Raw genomic sequence first — 15,041 nt, forward strand, 5'->3', positions numbered from 1 at the left:
TCAGCTCTGATCACCCCCGGGTGTGCCCATGTCGACGGGCACACCCGGGCCCAGCTCCACGTACGGGGCCCCCGCACCCTCCACCTCCAGCACCCACACCTCGTTGGCGCCCTCCCGCAGCACCGGACCCGGCACGTACAGCGTCCGCTGCGGGCCCGCCGACCAGTAGCGGCCCAGGCAGAAGCCGTTCACCCAGACGAACCCGCGTGTCCAGCCCGGCAGTTCGAGACCCGCGTGATCCGCGTGGCCAGGCTCCGTCAGCTCGAACGACCCCCGGTACAGCCCGGCGCGCCCCTCCACGACATCCCCGAACGGCACACCGGCCACCGCGCCCGGCTCCTCGAACGAGGCCAGCCGCAGCGCCCTGGCCCGTACACCGTGCAGGTACTGCCGCTCGTGCAGCACCCCGCCCGTGATTCCCTTCGGCTCACCCAGCCGCGGCCCGTAGTTGACCCGGCCCAGCGACTCCACCCACAGCTCGACGGACGCGGGCCCGGCCACGGGCGTGTCGAGGGTGGCACTCCCTTCGCCCAGCACGCCCTCCCGGACGCCGTTCACGTACACCACAGCCCGGTCCCGGAGCCCCGTCACCCCCAGCGTGTAAGGCTGCCGCGGACCCGGAACATCCACCTGATAGCGCACCAGGCCCCGGTCGACGCCCAGTTCCTCGAAGGTCGGCGGAACACCGGACTCCGCCGGTTCCGGGTCGCCCAGTGCCTCCAGCGCGCCGGACAGCGGCACCCACCCGGTCAGCTCCGCCCGCACCGGCGCCGCGAGTCCCGCCGGCTCCGGCGGCAGATCAGGTAGCGGACCGTCCGAGAACTCGGCGAGGACCTCCCGGAACAGCCAGAACTTCTCCGTGGGCCGCCCGTACTCGTCGATCGGGGCGCCGTAGTCGTACGACGTCACCGTCGGCAGGAAGTCCTCGTCCTGCAGCGAACCGGACCGGTTGGCCCCCGCCCAGCCCGCGAAGTTCGTCCCCCCGTGCGCCATGTAGATGTTCACGGACGCCCCGCACTCCAGGATCTCCCGCAGCGCGCCGGCGGCCTGCGCCGGTTCCCGGACGACCGGTGGAGCACCCCAGTGCCCGAACCAGCCGCACCAGAACTCCATGCACATCAGCGGACCCTTCGGCTGATGCCTGCGCAGCACCTCGAACGCCTCACGCGCCCCCGACCCGAAGTTCGCCGTGGCGAGCAGACCGGGCACGGATCCGCCCGTCAGCATGTGGTCCTCCGGCCCGTCGGACGTGAACAGCGGCACACTCACCCCCTGTTCGCCCAGCATGTCCGCGAGTCGTCGCAGATAGACCGCGTCGGTGCCGTAGCTGCCGTACTCGTTCTCCACCTGGACCATGATCACCGGGCCGCCGCGGTCGATCTGCCGTTCCACCACCTGCGGCAGCAGTTGCGCGAACCACCGCTCGACCGCCCCCAGATACCCGGCATCACGGCTTCGCACACGACGCCCGAACCGCCCCGTCACCCAGACCGGCAGCCCGCCGTTCTCCCACTCGGCGCAGATGTACGGTCCCGGACGGACGATCGCCCACAGCCCGGCCCGTTCCGCCGCGTCCAGGAACCGGCCCAGTGCCGCCACGTCCCGGAACACACCGGGCTCCGGCTCATGGACGTTCCACGGAACGTACGTCTCGACACAGTTCAGGCCCATGGCCCGAAGCATCGAAAGCCGGTGATCCCACTGTGCCTCGTGCACCCGGAAATAGTGCAGGGCCCCCGACAGCAGGCGTACGGGGTTCCCGTCGAGCCGGAAGTGGTCGTCCCCCACGGTGAAGTCAGCCATCGTGCTCGTACTCTCCTGTTGCGCCGGTCCCACCCCCGAGCCGCGCGCCCCGAGGCCGCACGACGGTACGCACCACGGAGCGGGCGGACCCGGGAGGAATGCTGCAGCCACCCTCACCCCCTGGCGTGCGGCCGGTCCATGGACAAAGATCGCTGCTGTTTGGACACAATGCGCGGATCACCGGACCGACCCCGGCCGAACGGAGGAAGGAAAGCCGATGTCGACGTACCACACCTGGATGCGCTTCTTCACGCCCAGCCCGCTCCACCACCGGCTGGGCCTCGTCTGTCTGGGCGTCGGCCTGCAGCACGGCGCGCTGCCCACGGTCGGCCCCCGCACCCTGGACCACCATGTGGCCGTCGTGGTCCACTCCGGCAGTGGCTGGTTCGGCAGCCCCGACGGCCGCCGGCTGCCCGTCACCGCCCCCAGCCTGATCTGGCTGACCCCCGGCACCCCGCACCACTACGGCGCCGACCCGGGCACCGGCTGGGACGAGAGTTTCGTCGACTTCACCGGCCCCGCCACCGCCACGTACACCGAACTCGGCTACATCGAACCGGACCGCCCCCTCGTCCCCCTCGCCGACACGGCGGGCCCGCGCGCCGCGGTGAGCCGGATCGTCCGCGCGGCCCGACGCGGCAACCCGCTGCTGGAGGTCGAGACCGGCGCCGCCGTCCATGAACTCCTCGTCGCCCTGCGCCGGGCCCGCGCCGATGTCAGCCCCGACGGCGACCCGGTCCTGAAGGCCCTCGCCCGCGATGCGTTCCAGCCGCTCTCGGTCGCCGAACACGCCGCCCGGCACAACATGACGCCCGCCGAACTGCGCACCGCGGTACGACGCGGCGCCGGATGCAGCCCCAAGGACTACCTCCTGGGCATCCGACTCGGCCGCGCCAAGGAACTCCTCGCCGCGACCGAACTGCCCGTCGCCGCGGTCGCCCGCCGCGTCGGCTACGACGACCCCGCCTACTTCTCCCGCCTGTTCGCCCGCCGCGTCGGCACCGCCCCGGTCCGCTTCCGCGAACAGCAGGGCCGCGCCGTACCGGGCGGCTGGAGCGACACGATCCCCGACCCGGACCACCCACCGATGATCAGCCCCTGAGGGCTGTCCCGTAGCAGGGCCCCGGAACCGGCCGTCTAAGCTCGTCGACCATGACCACCAGCGACACCGACGAGTCCGTACGCGCGGAACTGAACCGGCTCCGCGAAAGCATCGACAACATCGACGCTGCTGTTGTCCACATGCTCGCCGAGCGCTTCAAGTGCACCCAGCAGGTCGGCCATCTCAAGGCGAACCACAAGCTGCCCCCGGCCGACCCCGACCGCGAAGCCGAACAGATCGCCCGCCTGCGTCGCCTCGCGGAGAACGCGAAACTGGACCCGGCCTTCGCGGAGAAGCTCCTCAACTTCATCATCGCTGAAGTGATCAGGCACCACGAGCGGATCGCCGGCGACCCTCCGGCCGGCGACGCAGCCTCCGACGGGTGATCCCTCGCCTCCGTCCGCTCCCCGCCGGCCTCCACCGACCGGGTGGCGTTCGGCGCTCTCGCCGTCCCGGTGCGTAGGTTGGGGAGTGCCGTCGGGGGCTTGTGCTGACGGTGTTCGTCGCGTACGACAAGGAACGGGCCGCCGAGGCTGTCGAGCGGGGCCTTCCCGTCGAGGCACCCGGCAGCCGACTGCCTCTCGACAGGGCCCGGTCGGCGTACCTGCGGCCCTACCCGTTGCCCCCGATGGCGTTGGCGAGGACCGTGATGAGAAAAGTCATCCTGATGATGTCGGTGTCCCTCGACGGATTCATCGAGGGGCCGGACCGCGACATCGGCTGGCACCTGGTCGACGACGAGCTGCACACGCATTTCAACGACGAACTCGCAGCGATGGGCGGCTTTCTGAGCGGTCGTGTCACCCATGAGCTGATGGCCGAGTTCTGGCCGACGGCCGACGCGGACCCCTCGAATGCCGGGCCGATGGCGGAGTTCGCCGGTATCTGGCGGGACATGCCCAAGCTGGTGTTCTCCAGGACCCTGGAGCGGGCGGACTGGAACACCACCGTGGTGCGGGACGTCGTCCCCGAGGAGATCATGGCGCTCAAGGCGCAGCCGGGCGGGGACCTGTCCCTCGGTGGCGCCGATCTCGCCGCGGCCTTCAGGGAGCACGATCTGATCGACGAGTACCGCGTCTACGTCCATCCGGTCCTCATCGGCCGGGGCAAACCGCTGTTCCGGCCGACGGACGCGAAGAGCGATCTGCGACTTGCCGGGACCCGGAGCTTCGGCAACGGGGTCGTCCTGCTCCAGTACCGGCGTCCCGAGGAGATCTCCGCGGCAGGGCGATGACCTCCCGCGCGAACTTCCGTCTGCGGGGCGACACCGGGTGCCGGCACCGCGGTCCGGGCGCCGATCGCACCGCACAGCACCGGGTCGGCCGCCGACGACGCCGCGAGGCCGGTGCGCGGGGCGGTCAGGGGGAGATCTCCTCCAGCGGCCGGTTGGCCGTCTCCTCGGCGAGGGTGCCCGCCACCACCGCACCGGCCAGCGCCACCGCACCGAGCATCACGAAGACCGTGGCGACGTTGTTCCCGGCGGCGTAGACCGCGCCGACCAGGATCGGGCCGAGGATCACGCCGAGGCGATTGACCGCGCCGCCGACACTGCAGCCGAGGGCGCGCATCCGGGTCGGGTACAGCTCCGGCGTGTACAGATACAGGCAGATGTTGGAGCCGAAGAAGCCGACGGCCGACAGCGAGGTCCAGATCAGCACCTGGACGGGGGTGTCGGCGCCGAGCGCGGCCAGGGTCAGCAGGAGCGCGGCCGAGCCCCCCAGGAAGATCGCGAAGATCTTGCGGCGGCCGAGGACGTCCACGGTCAGCGCCACCAGCAGGCAGCCGAGCAGTCCGGCCACCGAGGTGACCGTGGAGTAGAGCAGGGCGTCGGAGAGCGTGAGGCCGTACCCGTCCTTGTAGATGCTGGGCAGCCAGGACGTCACGCCGTAGTTGACGAAGTAGCCGGTGAACCAGATCGCGCCCACCACCAGGGTGCGCCGGCGGTAGCGGCCGGTGAACAGGGAACGCAGCCCGGTGGCGGTGCGCTCCGCGTCGGTGGCCGCCTTCGCCGTCGGGGACCCGGGGTGCACCGGGGGTCCGGGGGAGTACCGGACCGGCGGCAGCGGTTCGCCCGTGGCGGCCGACACCTTCGCCTCGATCTCGTCCATGACCGCCTCGGCCTCCGCCGTGCGTCCCCGGTCCGCCAGCCAGCGCGGCGATTCGGGAACCGTGCGCTGGACGAGGAACGCCAGCAGTCCGGGGACGGCCGCGACCGCGAACATCACGCGCCAGCCGGCTGCGGGCACCAGCCACGCGGCGACCAGTGCGCCGACGGTCAGTCCGGCCGGGAAGACGAGTTCGTACAGCAGGACGAAGCGGCCCCGCTTGAAGCTCCGGGTGATCTCGCTGATGAACGCGGCGGCCACGGGCACCTCGCCGCCGATCGCGAGCCCCTGCACGAAGCGCAGCGCCAGGAACGGGGTGAGCGACGTGCAGGCGACGAGAGCGAGGCCTGCGAGTCCCGAGGCGGCCACGCAGTACGCGATCACCCGGACCCGTCCGAACCTGTCGGCCAGCCGGCCCGACAGCAGCGCGCCGATGAGCATGCCGACCGAGCCGACGGTGAGCACCGACGTGGCATCGCCGTCGGTCAGGTGCCACTCCTGCCGGAGCTCGGGCAGTGCGTACGCGATCAGCAGCTGGTCGAAGGCCTCGAAGAAGGTGACGACGCCGACGATGAGGCGGACGGTGACGTGCCAGCGGGAGGCCGGCAGCCGCTCGAAGCGGGCGGCTATGGCGTCACGGGCGGTGACGGCTTCGCGGGTGGCGGCGGTGGGCCGGGTCATCGAGGGTTCCTCCTGCTCCGGGTGGGGGCGGAGCGGTTGGGGAGCCAGGTGTGCGGAGAGCAGGGGTGTACGGGAGTGAGCTGAGCGTACGGGGACGGCGTGGCGTTGCGGGGCTCGTGAGCTTGTGAGACCGCCCACCACTGCCGTCGGCTGCTCTCTAAGGCGCCTAGCTTCTTAGGGCTTAAGTTTTATCGGTCCGGGGGTGGAGGTCGTCAAGACCTCCAGGGCAAAAGAGTTTTTACGAAGGGGTCTTGCGGTGAATTACTTAAGCGCTTAGATTTTTAGCTCTGAGGTAACCGTATCGACTGCAGGAGGCCAACTGATGCTTGCCGACGAAGTGTTGGTCGCAGGGCAGTGGCGGCAGGGCCGCGGTGCCCCCATCGAGACCGTCGACCCCGCCACCGGCCAGGTCATCGCCACCGTGCACGCCGCATCCCTCGACGACGTCGAGGACGCCGTGACCGCCGCCGTCCACGCGGCCCACGACCCCGCTTGGCGTGAGCTGCCCGCCCATCTGCGGGCCCGGCTGCTGCACCGCATCGCCGACCTCGTCGAGCGCGACGCCGACCGGCTCTCCGCCCTGCAGACCGCCGACACCGGCAAGTGCCGTACCGAGACCCGTGCCCTCGTACTGAGCGCTGCGGGCACCTTCCGCTACACCGCCGCCGCACTGGAGACGGCCGAGGACGCGATCACCCCGTCCCGCGGCCCGTACGTCACGATGAGCGTCCACGAGCCCATCGGCGTCGTCGGCGCGATCACCCCGTGGAACTCGCCCATCGCCAGCGACGCCCAGAAGCTCGCCCCCGCACTCGCCGCGGGCAACGCGGTCGTCCTCAAGCCGGCGGAGTGGACCCCGCTCGTCGCCCTCGCCCTCGGCCGCCTCGTCCACCAGGCACTGACGGAGGCCGCACTGCCCACCGCACTGCTCTCCGTGCTGCCCGGCCGCGGCAGCGTCATCGGCGACGCGATCGTCCGCCACCCGGCCGTCGGAAAGATCACCTTCACCGGTGGCACGAACACCGGCCGCACTCTCGCGCACGCCGCCGCCGACAAGCTGATCCCCGTATCGCTGGAGCTCGGCGGCAAGTCCCCGACGATCGTGTTCGACGACGCCGACCTCGAGCAGGCCCTGGCGGGCGTCATGTACGGCGTCTTCTCCTCCAGCGGCCAGAGCTGCATCGCCGGATCGCGGCTCTTCGTCGCCCGCTCGCGGTACGAGGAATTCGTCGGCGAACTCGTCGCCCGGACCGAGAAGCTGCGCGTCGGACCCGGCACCGACCCGGACACCCAGGTCGCCCCGCTCGTCCACCACAAGCACCGTGACAGCGTCGCCGCCTACGTCGACCTGGCCCGCGAAGAAGGCGCCACCGTCCGGTGCGGGGGAGCGGCCCCCGAAGGCGACTCCTACCGTGACGGCGCCTACTACCTCCCCACCGTCCTCGACGGCCTCCCCAACACCGCCAGGGTCTGCCAGGAGGAGATCTTCGGACCCGTGCTCGTCGCCCTGCCCTTCGACGACGAGGACCACCTCGTCGCCCAGGCCAACGACAGCGTGTACGGCCTCGCCTGCGGACTGTGGACCCGGGACCACGCCAAGGCCTGGCGGGTCGCCCGCCGTATCGACGCCGGAACGGTCTGGATCAACACGTACAAGCAGTTCAGCATCTCCACCCCGTTCGGCGGGCTGAAGGACAGCGGGATCGGCACCGAGAAGGGCCGCGACCTGATCCGCGGCTACCAGCGGCAGAAGTCCCTCTACTGGGGCACCGGCACCGCCCCACTGCCCTGGGCCGCCAACTGATGCCGACAGACGAGGAGCCGGAGAACCACATGACTCACGAGAACCGCACGGCGTACGAGAACCTCCACGCCCGCCCCGCCACTGTCCCGCTCGAACCCGTCGCCCGGCTGCGAGCCCTGCGCTCCGTCGAGCTGCACACCCCCGCCTTCACCGAGTCCACCGACTTCTACACCGAGGTGTGGGGGCTGGAACCGGTCGAGCAGGACCGCGACGCCGCCTGGCTGCGCGGCACCGGCGAAGAACACCACGTCCTCGCCCTCACCCGCGGCGAACGCAACGGCCTCGGCCGCATCACCTTCGCCGTGGCCACCCCCGCCGAGATCGACGAGGCCGCCCGCCGCCTCCTCGCCAGGGGCATCGTCCCCGTCGCCGGTCCCGGCCCCCTCGACCAGGTCGGCGGCGGATACGGACTCCGCTTCACCGACCCCGAGGGCCGGCTCATCGAACTCAGCGCCCAGACGCACGCCGTCACCCCGCGCGGCCGGGACGCCGCCGTCCCCGTCGGCGTCACCCACACCGTCCTCAACACCACGGACATCGACGCCGCCGTCGCCTTCTACACCTCGGTCCTCGGGCTGCGCGTCTCCGACTGGTCCGAGCACCAGATGGCCTTCCTGCGCTGCAACGCCGACCACCACTGCATCGCCTTCAACCAGGCCGCATGGGCGTCGCTGAACCACGTCGCGTACGAGATGACGTCGGTGGACCACTTCATGCGCGGCCTCGGCCGGCTCCGCCACCACGGCATCAACCCCCAGTGGGGGCCCGGCCGGCACGGACCCGGCAACAACACCTTCTCGTACTTCACCGACCCCGCCGGACTCGTCTGCGAATACACCTCCGAGGTCGCCCAGATCGTCGAGGACGCCTGGATCGCCAAGGTCTGGCGGCGCACCCCCGACCTCTCCGACCTGTGGGGGACAGCAGGTCCGCCGTCCCAGAAGATCCGCTGCCACATGGCGGGCGAACCCGACCCCGGGCCACTGGCCCCCGCCACCGACGAGGTGTCCGCATGACCGCCACCACCACCCGCCCCACTCCCGTCGCACGCCCCATGCGACCCGCGCGACGCATCGGACTCGTCGGCTGGGGCGCCATCGGCCGTGTCGTCGGCACCGCCCTCGTCGAGGGCCACATCCCCGGCGCCGAACTGACCTGCATCGTCGACAACCGGCCCCTCGTCGACGCCCCCGCACCCCAACTGTCCTTCGAGGACGCCCTCACCGTCTGCGACCTCATCGTCGAAGCCGCAGGCCAGGGCGTCGTACGGGAGTGGGCCGAGCGGGTCCTCGACAGCGGCGCCGACCTGCTGATCGCGTCCACCGGAGCACTCGTCGACCCCGAACTCGTCGACCGGCTGCGCGCGGCCGGCCCCGGACGCGTGTACTTCACCGGCGGCGCCGTCGGCGGACTCGACCTCCTGCAGGCCGTCACGGGGCTGGGCGCCCTCACCTCCGTACGCCTGACCACCACCAAACTGCCCGCCACCCTCCACCAGCCGTGGATGGACACCGAGCTCACCGAACGACTGCGGACCACCACCGAACCGGTGGAGGTGATGCGCGGCACCGCCCGCGACGTCCCGGTGAAGTTCCCCAAGTCCACCAACGTCGCCGCATCCGTGGCCCTCGCGACCGGGGACCCCGACCTCGTCGAGGTCGTCGTCGTCGCCGACCCGGCCGCCACCCTCACCCGGCACGTCATCGAGGCGGACGGCCCGCACGGCACCTACCGCTTCGAGGTCGCCCACCGGCCCGACGCCACGAACCCCGCCACCAGCCAGGTCGTGCCGCACGCCGTACTGCGCAGCCTCGCGGCCGTCGTCGGCCGGGCAGGACAGATCCTGTGACCGCCACCCTCACCACCGCGGCCGTCCACACCCAGGAGGCCGGGAACCCCGACGCACCGCTGCTGCTCTGCCTGCACGGCATCGGCTCCTCCTCCGCCGCCTTCGCCCCGCAGCTCGCCGGACTCTCCGACCAGGTACGGGTCGTCGCCTGGGACGCCCCCGGGTACGCGGCCTCCGCCGACCCCGGCCGGGCCCCCGGCCTCGACGGCTACGCCGACACCGCGGCCGCGCTGATCCGTGACCGCGGCGGCCGCGCCCATGTCCTCGGCGTCTCCTGGGGCGGCGTCATCGCCCTGCGCCTTGCCGCCCGCCACCCCGACCTCGTCGAGTCCCTGATCGTCGCCGACTCCAGCCGCGGCTCCGGCACCGACCCGGACAAGGCAGCCGCCATGCGCGCCCGCGCGGCACAGCTCACCGCCGAAGGCCCGGACGCCTTCGCCGCCGCCCGCGGCCCGCGCCTCGTCTCCGCCGACGCCCCCGCCGAACTCGTCGAACGCGTCGTGGCGACCATGGCCGCCTCCATCCGTACCCCCGGATACGGCTACGCCGCCGACGCGATGGCCGAGGCCGACCTCACCGACGACCTGCCCGCCATCACCGCACCGGCCCTCGTCCTCTGCGGCGAGCAGGACACCGTCACCGGAACCGAGGAGTCCCAAGCCATCGCGGGCGGCCTCGCCAAGTCCGTGTACGTGACCCTCTCCGGCGCCGGACACCTCTCCAACCAGGAACGGCCCGAGGCCTTCAACGCCTGGGTCCGCGCCCACCTCCACGTCGTCGCCCGCACCCCCGCGTGACGACGGCCCGCCCCCACCCGCACCAACGAACCGAGGAGCAACCCGTGCCCATCGACAACACCCCCTACGAGACCGACGGCGACCTCGCGAAGTACACCGACTCGCTCATCGCAACCAAGGACTCCCGCGAGCCCGACTGGAACACCCTCTCCTTCCAGGCGAAGGCCGGCGACCAGTACAAGCGCGCCCAGATCCGCTACGTCGGCTCCGGCGCCACCGGCAACCACGAGAACGACAACCGCATCATCCCGTCCGGCGGCTTCACCTTCTCCAACATGCTGCTGCCGCCCGGCGCGGAGGGCCCCGAGCACACCCACCACGACGTCGAGGAAGCCTTCTTCGTCCTCGAGGGCCAGGTCAGGGTCGGCATCCACCGCGGCGCCGACGAGGTCGAGTACCGCACCCTCGGCTACCGCGACATGATCGTCGTGCCCGCCGGAGTGGCCCGCTCGCTGAAGAACGAGGGCGACATCGACGCCCTGTTCTGCGTCATCATCGGCACGCAGAAGCCGCAGGTCCCGACGTACCCCGAGCACTCCCCGATGCACGGCATCACCCGCGACTGATGGCCGCCGACGACACCTCCCGTACAGCGGGCGGCCCCCGTACGGTCGTCGTCACCGGCGCGGGCCGCGGCCTGGGACTGGCCGCGGCCCGCCGGATCGGCGCCGACGGCTACCGAGTCGTCATCGCCGAACTCGACGAACGGACCGGCAAGCAGGCCGCCGACGACCTGCGCGCCGACGGCATCACCGCCGACTTCCACCCGCTCGACGTCGCCGACCCGGACTCCGTCGACGCCCTCGCCACCACCCTCACCGGCGACGGCACCAGGCTCCACGGCCTGGTCAACAACGCCGGTCTGGCGAACGCGGTCGGCGGGAAGCCGTTCCACGAGATCGACGTACAGGCGTGGGACCGCATCATGACGGTCAACGCCCGAGGCCCCTGGCTCGTCGCCCGCGCCCTCCTGCCGCTCATGAAGGCAGGCGGCGGCGGCCGGATCGTCAACCTCGCCTCGGACGCGGCGCTGTACGGGTCGCCCCGCCTCGCCCACTACATCGCCTCCAAGGGCGCCGTCATCTCCCTGACCCGGGCCATGGCCCGCGAGACCGGAGACCTCGGGATCACCGTCAACGCGGTCGCCCCCGGACTGACCGAGGGGGAGTCCTCCGTCGACATCCCCGCCGAACGGCACGAGCTGTACCGGCTGAACCGGGCGATCTCCCGGCCCCAGCAACCGGCGGACCTGGTCGGCCTGATCGCCTTCCTCGTCGGCGACGAGTCCGGCTACATCACCGGCCAGACCTTCGCCGTCAACGGCGGCTTCACCATGCACTGACCCCGCGGGCATCACCGCCGCACCGGACCCCGCGGGGCTCCGGTGCGGCGACCGCCCCAGGACACCCCCTCACACCAAGGAGTACGAGATGGACCTCGGCCTCGCCGACCGCAGCATCCTCGTCACCGGCGGCAGCTCCGGCGTCGGCCTCGCCACGGTCCGCATGCTGCTCGCCGAAGGCGCCCGCGTCGCCACCTGCGGCCGCCGCGCCGACGCCCTCACCACCGCCCTCGACGGACTCGCCGGACCGGACAGGCTGCACCACGCCCCCTGCGACGTACGCGACGAAGCGGCAGTCGCAGCGTTCACCGAAGAAGCCGCCGACCGCTTCGGCGGCCTCGACGGACTCGTCAACAACGCCGGCGCCTCCCGGATGAAACCCTTCGCCGAGACCACCGCCGACGACTGGCGGGACGAACTCGAACTCAAATTCTTCGGCGTCCTCAACCCCCTCCACGCCGCCCTGCCCCACCTGCGCAAGTCCGGCAACGCCTCCGTCGTCAACATCAACGCCGTACTCGCCAAACAGCCCGAGACCCGGCTCATGACCACCAGCGCCGCCCGCGCCGGCATCCTCAACCTCTCGACCTCCCTGTCGAAGGAACTCGCCCCCGACGGCATCCGCGTCAACTCCGTCTGCCTCGGCCTCGTCGACACCGGACAGTGGGAACGCCGCTACGCGGCATCCGGCAGCCCCCTCGACTACGCCGCCTGGCAGGCCGAACTCGCCGCGGACCGGGGCATCGCACTCGGCCGCCTCGGCAACGCCGACGAAGTCGCGTACGCCGTCACCACCCTGCTCTCACCCCGGGCCTCGTACATCACCGGCACCACCGTCGACGTCTGCGGCGGCGTCAACCGATCCATCGCATAACACCCAACCCCCACCCCCGTTCACGTACCTCAGGAGCGCAACGACATGACCCAACCCAACGGCGGCGACCTGCTCGTCGAGACGCTGCGCGGACTCGGCGTCGACACGGTGTTCGGCATCGTCAGCGTGCACAACCTGCCGCTCGTCGAAGCCGTGGACCGCGACCTGCGCTTCGTCCCCGTGCGCCACGAAGCCGCCGCAGTCAACGCGGCCGACGGCTACGCCCGCGCCACCGGACGCCTCGGCTGCGCCCTCACCAGCACCGGCACCGGAGCGGGCAACGCAGCCGGCTCCCTCATCGAGTCCCTCAGCTCCGGCACCCCCGTCCTCCACATCACCGGCCAGATCGACAGCGAATACCTCGGCTCCGGACGCGGCTTCATCCACGAGACCAAGGACCAGCTCGGCATGCTCCGCGCGGTCTCCACCCACGCCGTCACCGTGACCGACGCCGCCGACGCGGGCGACATCCTCCGCGACGCCGCCGCCCGCGCCCTCACCGCCCCGCACGGCCCCGTCAGCGTCGAATGGCCCATCGACCTGCAGTTCGCCCCCCAGCAGCTGACCGGCACCCCCGTACCCGTCAGTTCGCCCCCGGCCCTGCCCGACCCGGCACTCCTCGACGAGGCCGCGGCCCTCCTCGCCGCCGCACACCGCCCCCTCGTCTGGGCCGGCGGCGGAGCCAACAGCGCCCGCCCCGAACTCGCCGCACTCCTCGACGCGCTGAACGCCGGACTCGTCACCTCCAACTCCGGCCGCGGCTCCGTCCCCGAGTCCGACGAACGCGTCCTCGGCAACTACGCCACCGCCCCCGCCGGACGCGCCCTCCTCGCCGAAGCCGACGTGCTGCTCTCCATCGGCACCCACTTCCGCTCCAACGAGACCGCCGACTACAGCCTCGAACTGCCCTCGGTGCACATCCAGGTGGACCTCGACCCGGCCGCCCCCGGCCGCGTCCACCCGGCCACCTGCGCCCTGCACGGCGACGCGGCCGCCGTCCTCACGGCCCTCCTGGAACGCATCAGCAGCAGCGGTACGGAGACGCACTGGCCGGCCCGCGTACGCAAGGCCCGTAACGACGCCCGCAGCGCACAGCGTCACGCGATCGGCCCGCAGGCCGCAGTCAACGACGCGATCCGCGACGCCTGCCCGCCCGCATCCGTCATCGCCCGCGACGTCACCATCCCCTCCTCCACCTGGGGAAACCGGCTGCTGGAGATCACCGACCCGGCGACCAACGTCTTCCCCCGCGGCGGAGGCATCGGACAAGGCCTCGCCATGGGCATCGGCGCCGCACTCGGCCGCCCCGACACCCCCACCGTCGTCATCGCAGGCGACGGCGGCCTCGCCGTCCACCTCGGCGAACTCCTCACCCTCGCCCAGGAGAGGCCCCGCCTCACCCTCCTCGTCTTCAACGACGGAGGCTACGGCGTCCTGCGCAACATGCAGGACACCCACTTCCCCCGCCGCTCCGGGGTCGACCTCACCACCCCCGACTTCGCCGCGCTCGCCGCCGCCGTCGGACTCCCCTACGCCCGGATCGCCACCGAAGCCGACGCCGGCCCCGTCATCAAGGAAGCCACCGCCTCCGACGGCCCCACCCTCGTCGAGATCGACCTCGCCGCACTCGGCCCGATGAACACGCCGTTCACCCCGCCCGTCAAGCTCCCCTCGACCGCCACCGGACAAGGAGGCGACCCGCGATGACCACCACCGGACAAGAACCCCAGCTCGACCTGCTCGTCCACCGCATGACCTGGGAAGCCGACGGCGTCCTCGCAATCGAACTCACCCACCCGGACGGCACCCCCCTCCCCGCCTGGACCCCCGGCGCCCACATCGACGTACACACCGGCGGCCACATCCGCCAGTACTCCCTGTGCTCCGACCCCGCCGACCCCACCCACTGGCGCATCGGCATCCTCAAGGAACCCGCATCCCGCGGCGGCTCCGCCCACGTCCACACCCAGCTGCGGCCCGGCCAGACCCTCCGCGTCCAAGGCCCCCGCAACCACTTCGAACTCGACGCCGACAACAACGCCGGCAGCTTCCTCTTCATCGCGGGCGGCATCGGCATCACCCCGATCCTCGCCATGGCCCGCGAAGCGACCCGCCGCGCCATCCCGTGGCGCCTCGTCCACGGCGGTCGCACCCGCACCTCCATGGCCTTCGGTGCCGAACTCACCGCACTCGCCGAACTCCCCGGCGGATCAGTCGAGTTCGTACCCCAGGACGAACAGGGCCACATCGACCTCGACACCCTCCTGGGCGACCTCCCCGCAGACACCCAGGTCTACTGCTGCGGACCGGAACCCCTCCTCGCCGCGGTCGAGGAACGCTGCCCCACCGCCCGCACGGAACGCTTCGCCGCCCCGACGGCGGCCCCCCGCGACGGAGAGGACACCGGCTTCGACGTCGTCTGCTCCCGCACCGGAACCACCGTCCAGGTCGGCCCCGACACCTCGGTCCTGGACGCACTCGAAGGCGCCGGAATCTCCGTACCCTCCTCCTGCCGCGACGGCATCTGCGGCACCTGCGAGACCAAAGTCCTCGAAGGCACCCCCGACCACCGGGACTTCCTGCTCTCCGACAGCGAGAAGGCCGCCGGCGCCTCGATGATGCTCTGCGTCTCCCGCGCCTGCACCCCGCGCCTCGTCCTGGACCTCTGAACCACCCCCGAAGGG

Annotated in this window: 14 protein-coding genes; 12 read left to right on the forward strand and 2 right to left on the reverse strand. The window is 71.7% G+C overall.

Annotation, left to right across the window (positions count from 1 at the left end):
• The gene (locus OHB49_RS31115; protein ID WP_329164261.1) at nucleotides 1–1,803 is read right to left on the reverse strand and encodes a glycoside hydrolase family 35 protein; all 1,803 of its coding nucleotides are present in this window, start codon (nucleotides 1,801–1,803) and stop codon (nucleotides 1–3) included.
• 217 nt (nucleotides 1,804–2,020) lie between these two features.
• Between OHB49_RS31115 and OHB49_RS31120 the strand changes: the two genes are divergently transcribed.
• From OHB49_RS31120 to OHB49_RS31130, 3 genes are all read left to right on the forward strand, one after another.
• Nucleotides 2,021–2,905, forward strand: coding sequence for a helix-turn-helix domain-containing protein (locus OHB49_RS31120; protein ID WP_030972741.1), 885 nt, complete (start codon nucleotides 2,021–2,023; stop codon nucleotides 2,903–2,905).
• A gap of 50 nt (nucleotides 2,906–2,955) precedes the next feature.
• A complete protein-coding gene (locus OHB49_RS31125) occupies nucleotides 2,956–3,291 on the forward strand; it encodes a chorismate mutase (protein ID WP_030972739.1) in 336 nt (111 codons plus the stop codon).
• 263 nt (nucleotides 3,292–3,554) lie between these two features.
• Nucleotides 3,555–4,139 carry a dihydrofolate reductase family protein gene (locus tag OHB49_RS31130; protein WP_030972737.1) on the forward strand — a complete coding sequence of 195 codons (585 nt, stop codon included), beginning with the start codon at nucleotides 3,555–3,557 and terminating at the stop codon, nucleotides 4,137–4,139.
• Between the two features lie 124 nt (nucleotides 4,140–4,263).
• On the opposite strand, the gene OHB49_RS31135 is transcribed toward OHB49_RS31130, so the two are convergent.
• Complete coding sequence (locus OHB49_RS31135; protein ID WP_329164264.1) at nucleotides 4,264–5,691, reverse strand: MFS transporter; 1,428 nt, start codon at nucleotides 5,689–5,691, stop codon at nucleotides 4,264–4,266.
• A 322-nt stretch (nucleotides 5,692–6,013) separates the two neighbouring features.
• On the opposite strand from OHB49_RS31135, the gene OHB49_RS31140 reads away from it, so the two are divergent.
• The 9 genes from OHB49_RS31140 to OHB49_RS31180 all read left to right on the forward strand — a co-directional run bounded on the left by OHB49_RS31140 (nucleotide 6,014) and on the right by OHB49_RS31180 (nucleotide 15,026).
• Complete coding sequence (locus tag OHB49_RS31140; RefSeq protein ID WP_329164265.1) at nucleotides 6,014–7,495, forward strand: aldehyde dehydrogenase; 1,482 nt, start codon at nucleotides 6,014–6,016, stop codon at nucleotides 7,493–7,495.
• A 29-nt stretch (nucleotides 7,496–7,524) separates the two neighbouring features.
• Entirely contained in the window at nucleotides 7,525–8,511 is a 987-nt protein-coding gene (locus OHB49_RS31145; protein WP_052189655.1) for a VOC family protein, read from the forward strand.
• 38 nt (nucleotides 8,512–8,549) lie between these two features.
• Entirely contained in the window at nucleotides 8,550–9,344 is a 795-nt protein-coding gene (locus OHB49_RS31150; RefSeq protein ID WP_392757720.1) for an aspartate dehydrogenase domain-containing protein, read from the forward strand.
• Nucleotides 9,341–10,141 (forward strand): alpha/beta fold hydrolase, encoded by an 801-nt coding sequence (locus OHB49_RS31155; RefSeq protein WP_329164267.1) that lies wholly within the window; start codon nucleotides 9,341–9,343, stop codon nucleotides 10,139–10,141. Before OHB49_RS31150 ends, OHB49_RS31155 begins: the two co-directional genes overlap by 4 nt.
• Nucleotides 10,142–10,185: 44 nt before the next feature.
• Nucleotides 10,186–10,707, forward strand: a complete 522-nt coding sequence (locus tag OHB49_RS31160; RefSeq protein ID WP_392754410.1) for a cupin domain-containing protein — start codon at nucleotides 10,186–10,188, stop codon at nucleotides 10,705–10,707.
• Complete coding sequence (locus tag OHB49_RS31165) at nucleotides 10,707–11,483, forward strand: SDR family NAD(P)-dependent oxidoreductase (RefSeq protein ID WP_329164269.1); 777 nt, start codon at nucleotides 10,707–10,709, stop codon at nucleotides 11,481–11,483. The genes OHB49_RS31160 and OHB49_RS31165 overlap by 1 nt, the downstream gene beginning before the upstream one ends.
• 88 nt (nucleotides 11,484–11,571) lie before the next feature.
• Nucleotides 11,572–12,357 carry an SDR family oxidoreductase gene (locus OHB49_RS31170; RefSeq protein ID WP_030972719.1) on the forward strand — a complete coding sequence of 262 codons (786 nt, stop codon included), beginning with the start codon at nucleotides 11,572–11,574 and terminating at the stop codon, nucleotides 12,355–12,357.
• Nucleotides 12,358–12,402: 45 nt separating this feature from the next.
• On the forward strand, nucleotides 12,403–14,064 hold the full coding sequence (locus OHB49_RS31175; protein ID WP_329164272.1) for a thiamine pyrophosphate-binding protein: 1,662 nt from the start codon (nucleotides 12,403–12,405) through the stop codon (nucleotides 14,062–14,064).
• Nucleotides 14,061–15,026 carry a PDR/VanB family oxidoreductase gene (locus OHB49_RS31180; RefSeq protein ID WP_329164273.1) on the forward strand — a complete coding sequence of 322 codons (966 nt, stop codon included), beginning with the start codon at nucleotides 14,061–14,063 and terminating at the stop codon, nucleotides 15,024–15,026. Before OHB49_RS31175 ends, OHB49_RS31180 begins: the two co-directional genes overlap by 4 nt.
• The last annotated feature ends 15 nt before the right edge of the window (nucleotides 15,027–15,041 follow it).

Origin of the sequence: Streptomyces sp. NBC_01717 (genome assembly GCF_036248255.1) — a bacterium.
Classification (GTDB): domain Bacteria; phylum Actinomycetota; class Actinomycetes; order Streptomycetales; family Streptomycetaceae; genus Streptomyces.

Excerpts from the sequence above, each read along its gene's own strand:
- OHB49_RS31115 (WP_329164261.1), bottom strand. The coding sequence starts at position 1,803 with ATGGCTGACTTCACCGTGGGGGACGACCACTTCCGGCTCGACGGGAAC.
- OHB49_RS31120 (WP_030972741.1), top strand. The coding sequence starts at position 2,021 with ATGTCGACGTACCACACCTGGATGCGCTTCTTCACGCCCAGCCCGCTC.
- OHB49_RS31125 (WP_030972739.1), top strand. The coding sequence starts at position 2,956 with ATGACCACCAGCGACACCGACGAGTCCGTACGCGCGGAACTGAACCGG.
- OHB49_RS31130 (WP_030972737.1), top strand. The coding sequence starts at position 3,555 with ATGAGAAAAGTCATCCTGATGATGTCGGTGTCCCTCGACGGATTCATC.
- OHB49_RS31135 (WP_329164264.1), bottom strand. The coding sequence starts at position 5,691 with ATGACCCGGCCCACCGCCGCCACCCGCGAAGCCGTCACCGCCCGTGAC.
- OHB49_RS31140 (WP_329164265.1), top strand. The coding sequence starts at position 6,014 with ATGCTTGCCGACGAAGTGTTGGTCGCAGGGCAGTGGCGGCAGGGCCGC.
- OHB49_RS31145 (WP_052189655.1), top strand. The coding sequence starts at position 7,525 with ATGACTCACGAGAACCGCACGGCGTACGAGAACCTCCACGCCCGCCCC.
- OHB49_RS31150 (WP_392757720.1), top strand. The coding sequence starts at position 8,550 with ATGCGACCCGCGCGACGCATCGGACTCGTCGGCTGGGGCGCCATCGGC.
- OHB49_RS31165 (WP_329164269.1), top strand. The coding sequence starts at position 10,707 with ATGGCCGCCGACGACACCTCCCGTACAGCGGGCGGCCCCCGTACGGTC.
- OHB49_RS31170 (WP_030972719.1), top strand. The coding sequence starts at position 11,572 with ATGGACCTCGGCCTCGCCGACCGCAGCATCCTCGTCACCGGCGGCAGC.
- OHB49_RS31175 (WP_329164272.1), top strand. The coding sequence starts at position 12,403 with ATGACCCAACCCAACGGCGGCGACCTGCTCGTCGAGACGCTGCGCGGA.
- OHB49_RS31180 (WP_329164273.1), top strand. The coding sequence starts at position 14,061 with ATGACCACCACCGGACAAGAACCCCAGCTCGACCTGCTCGTCCACCGC.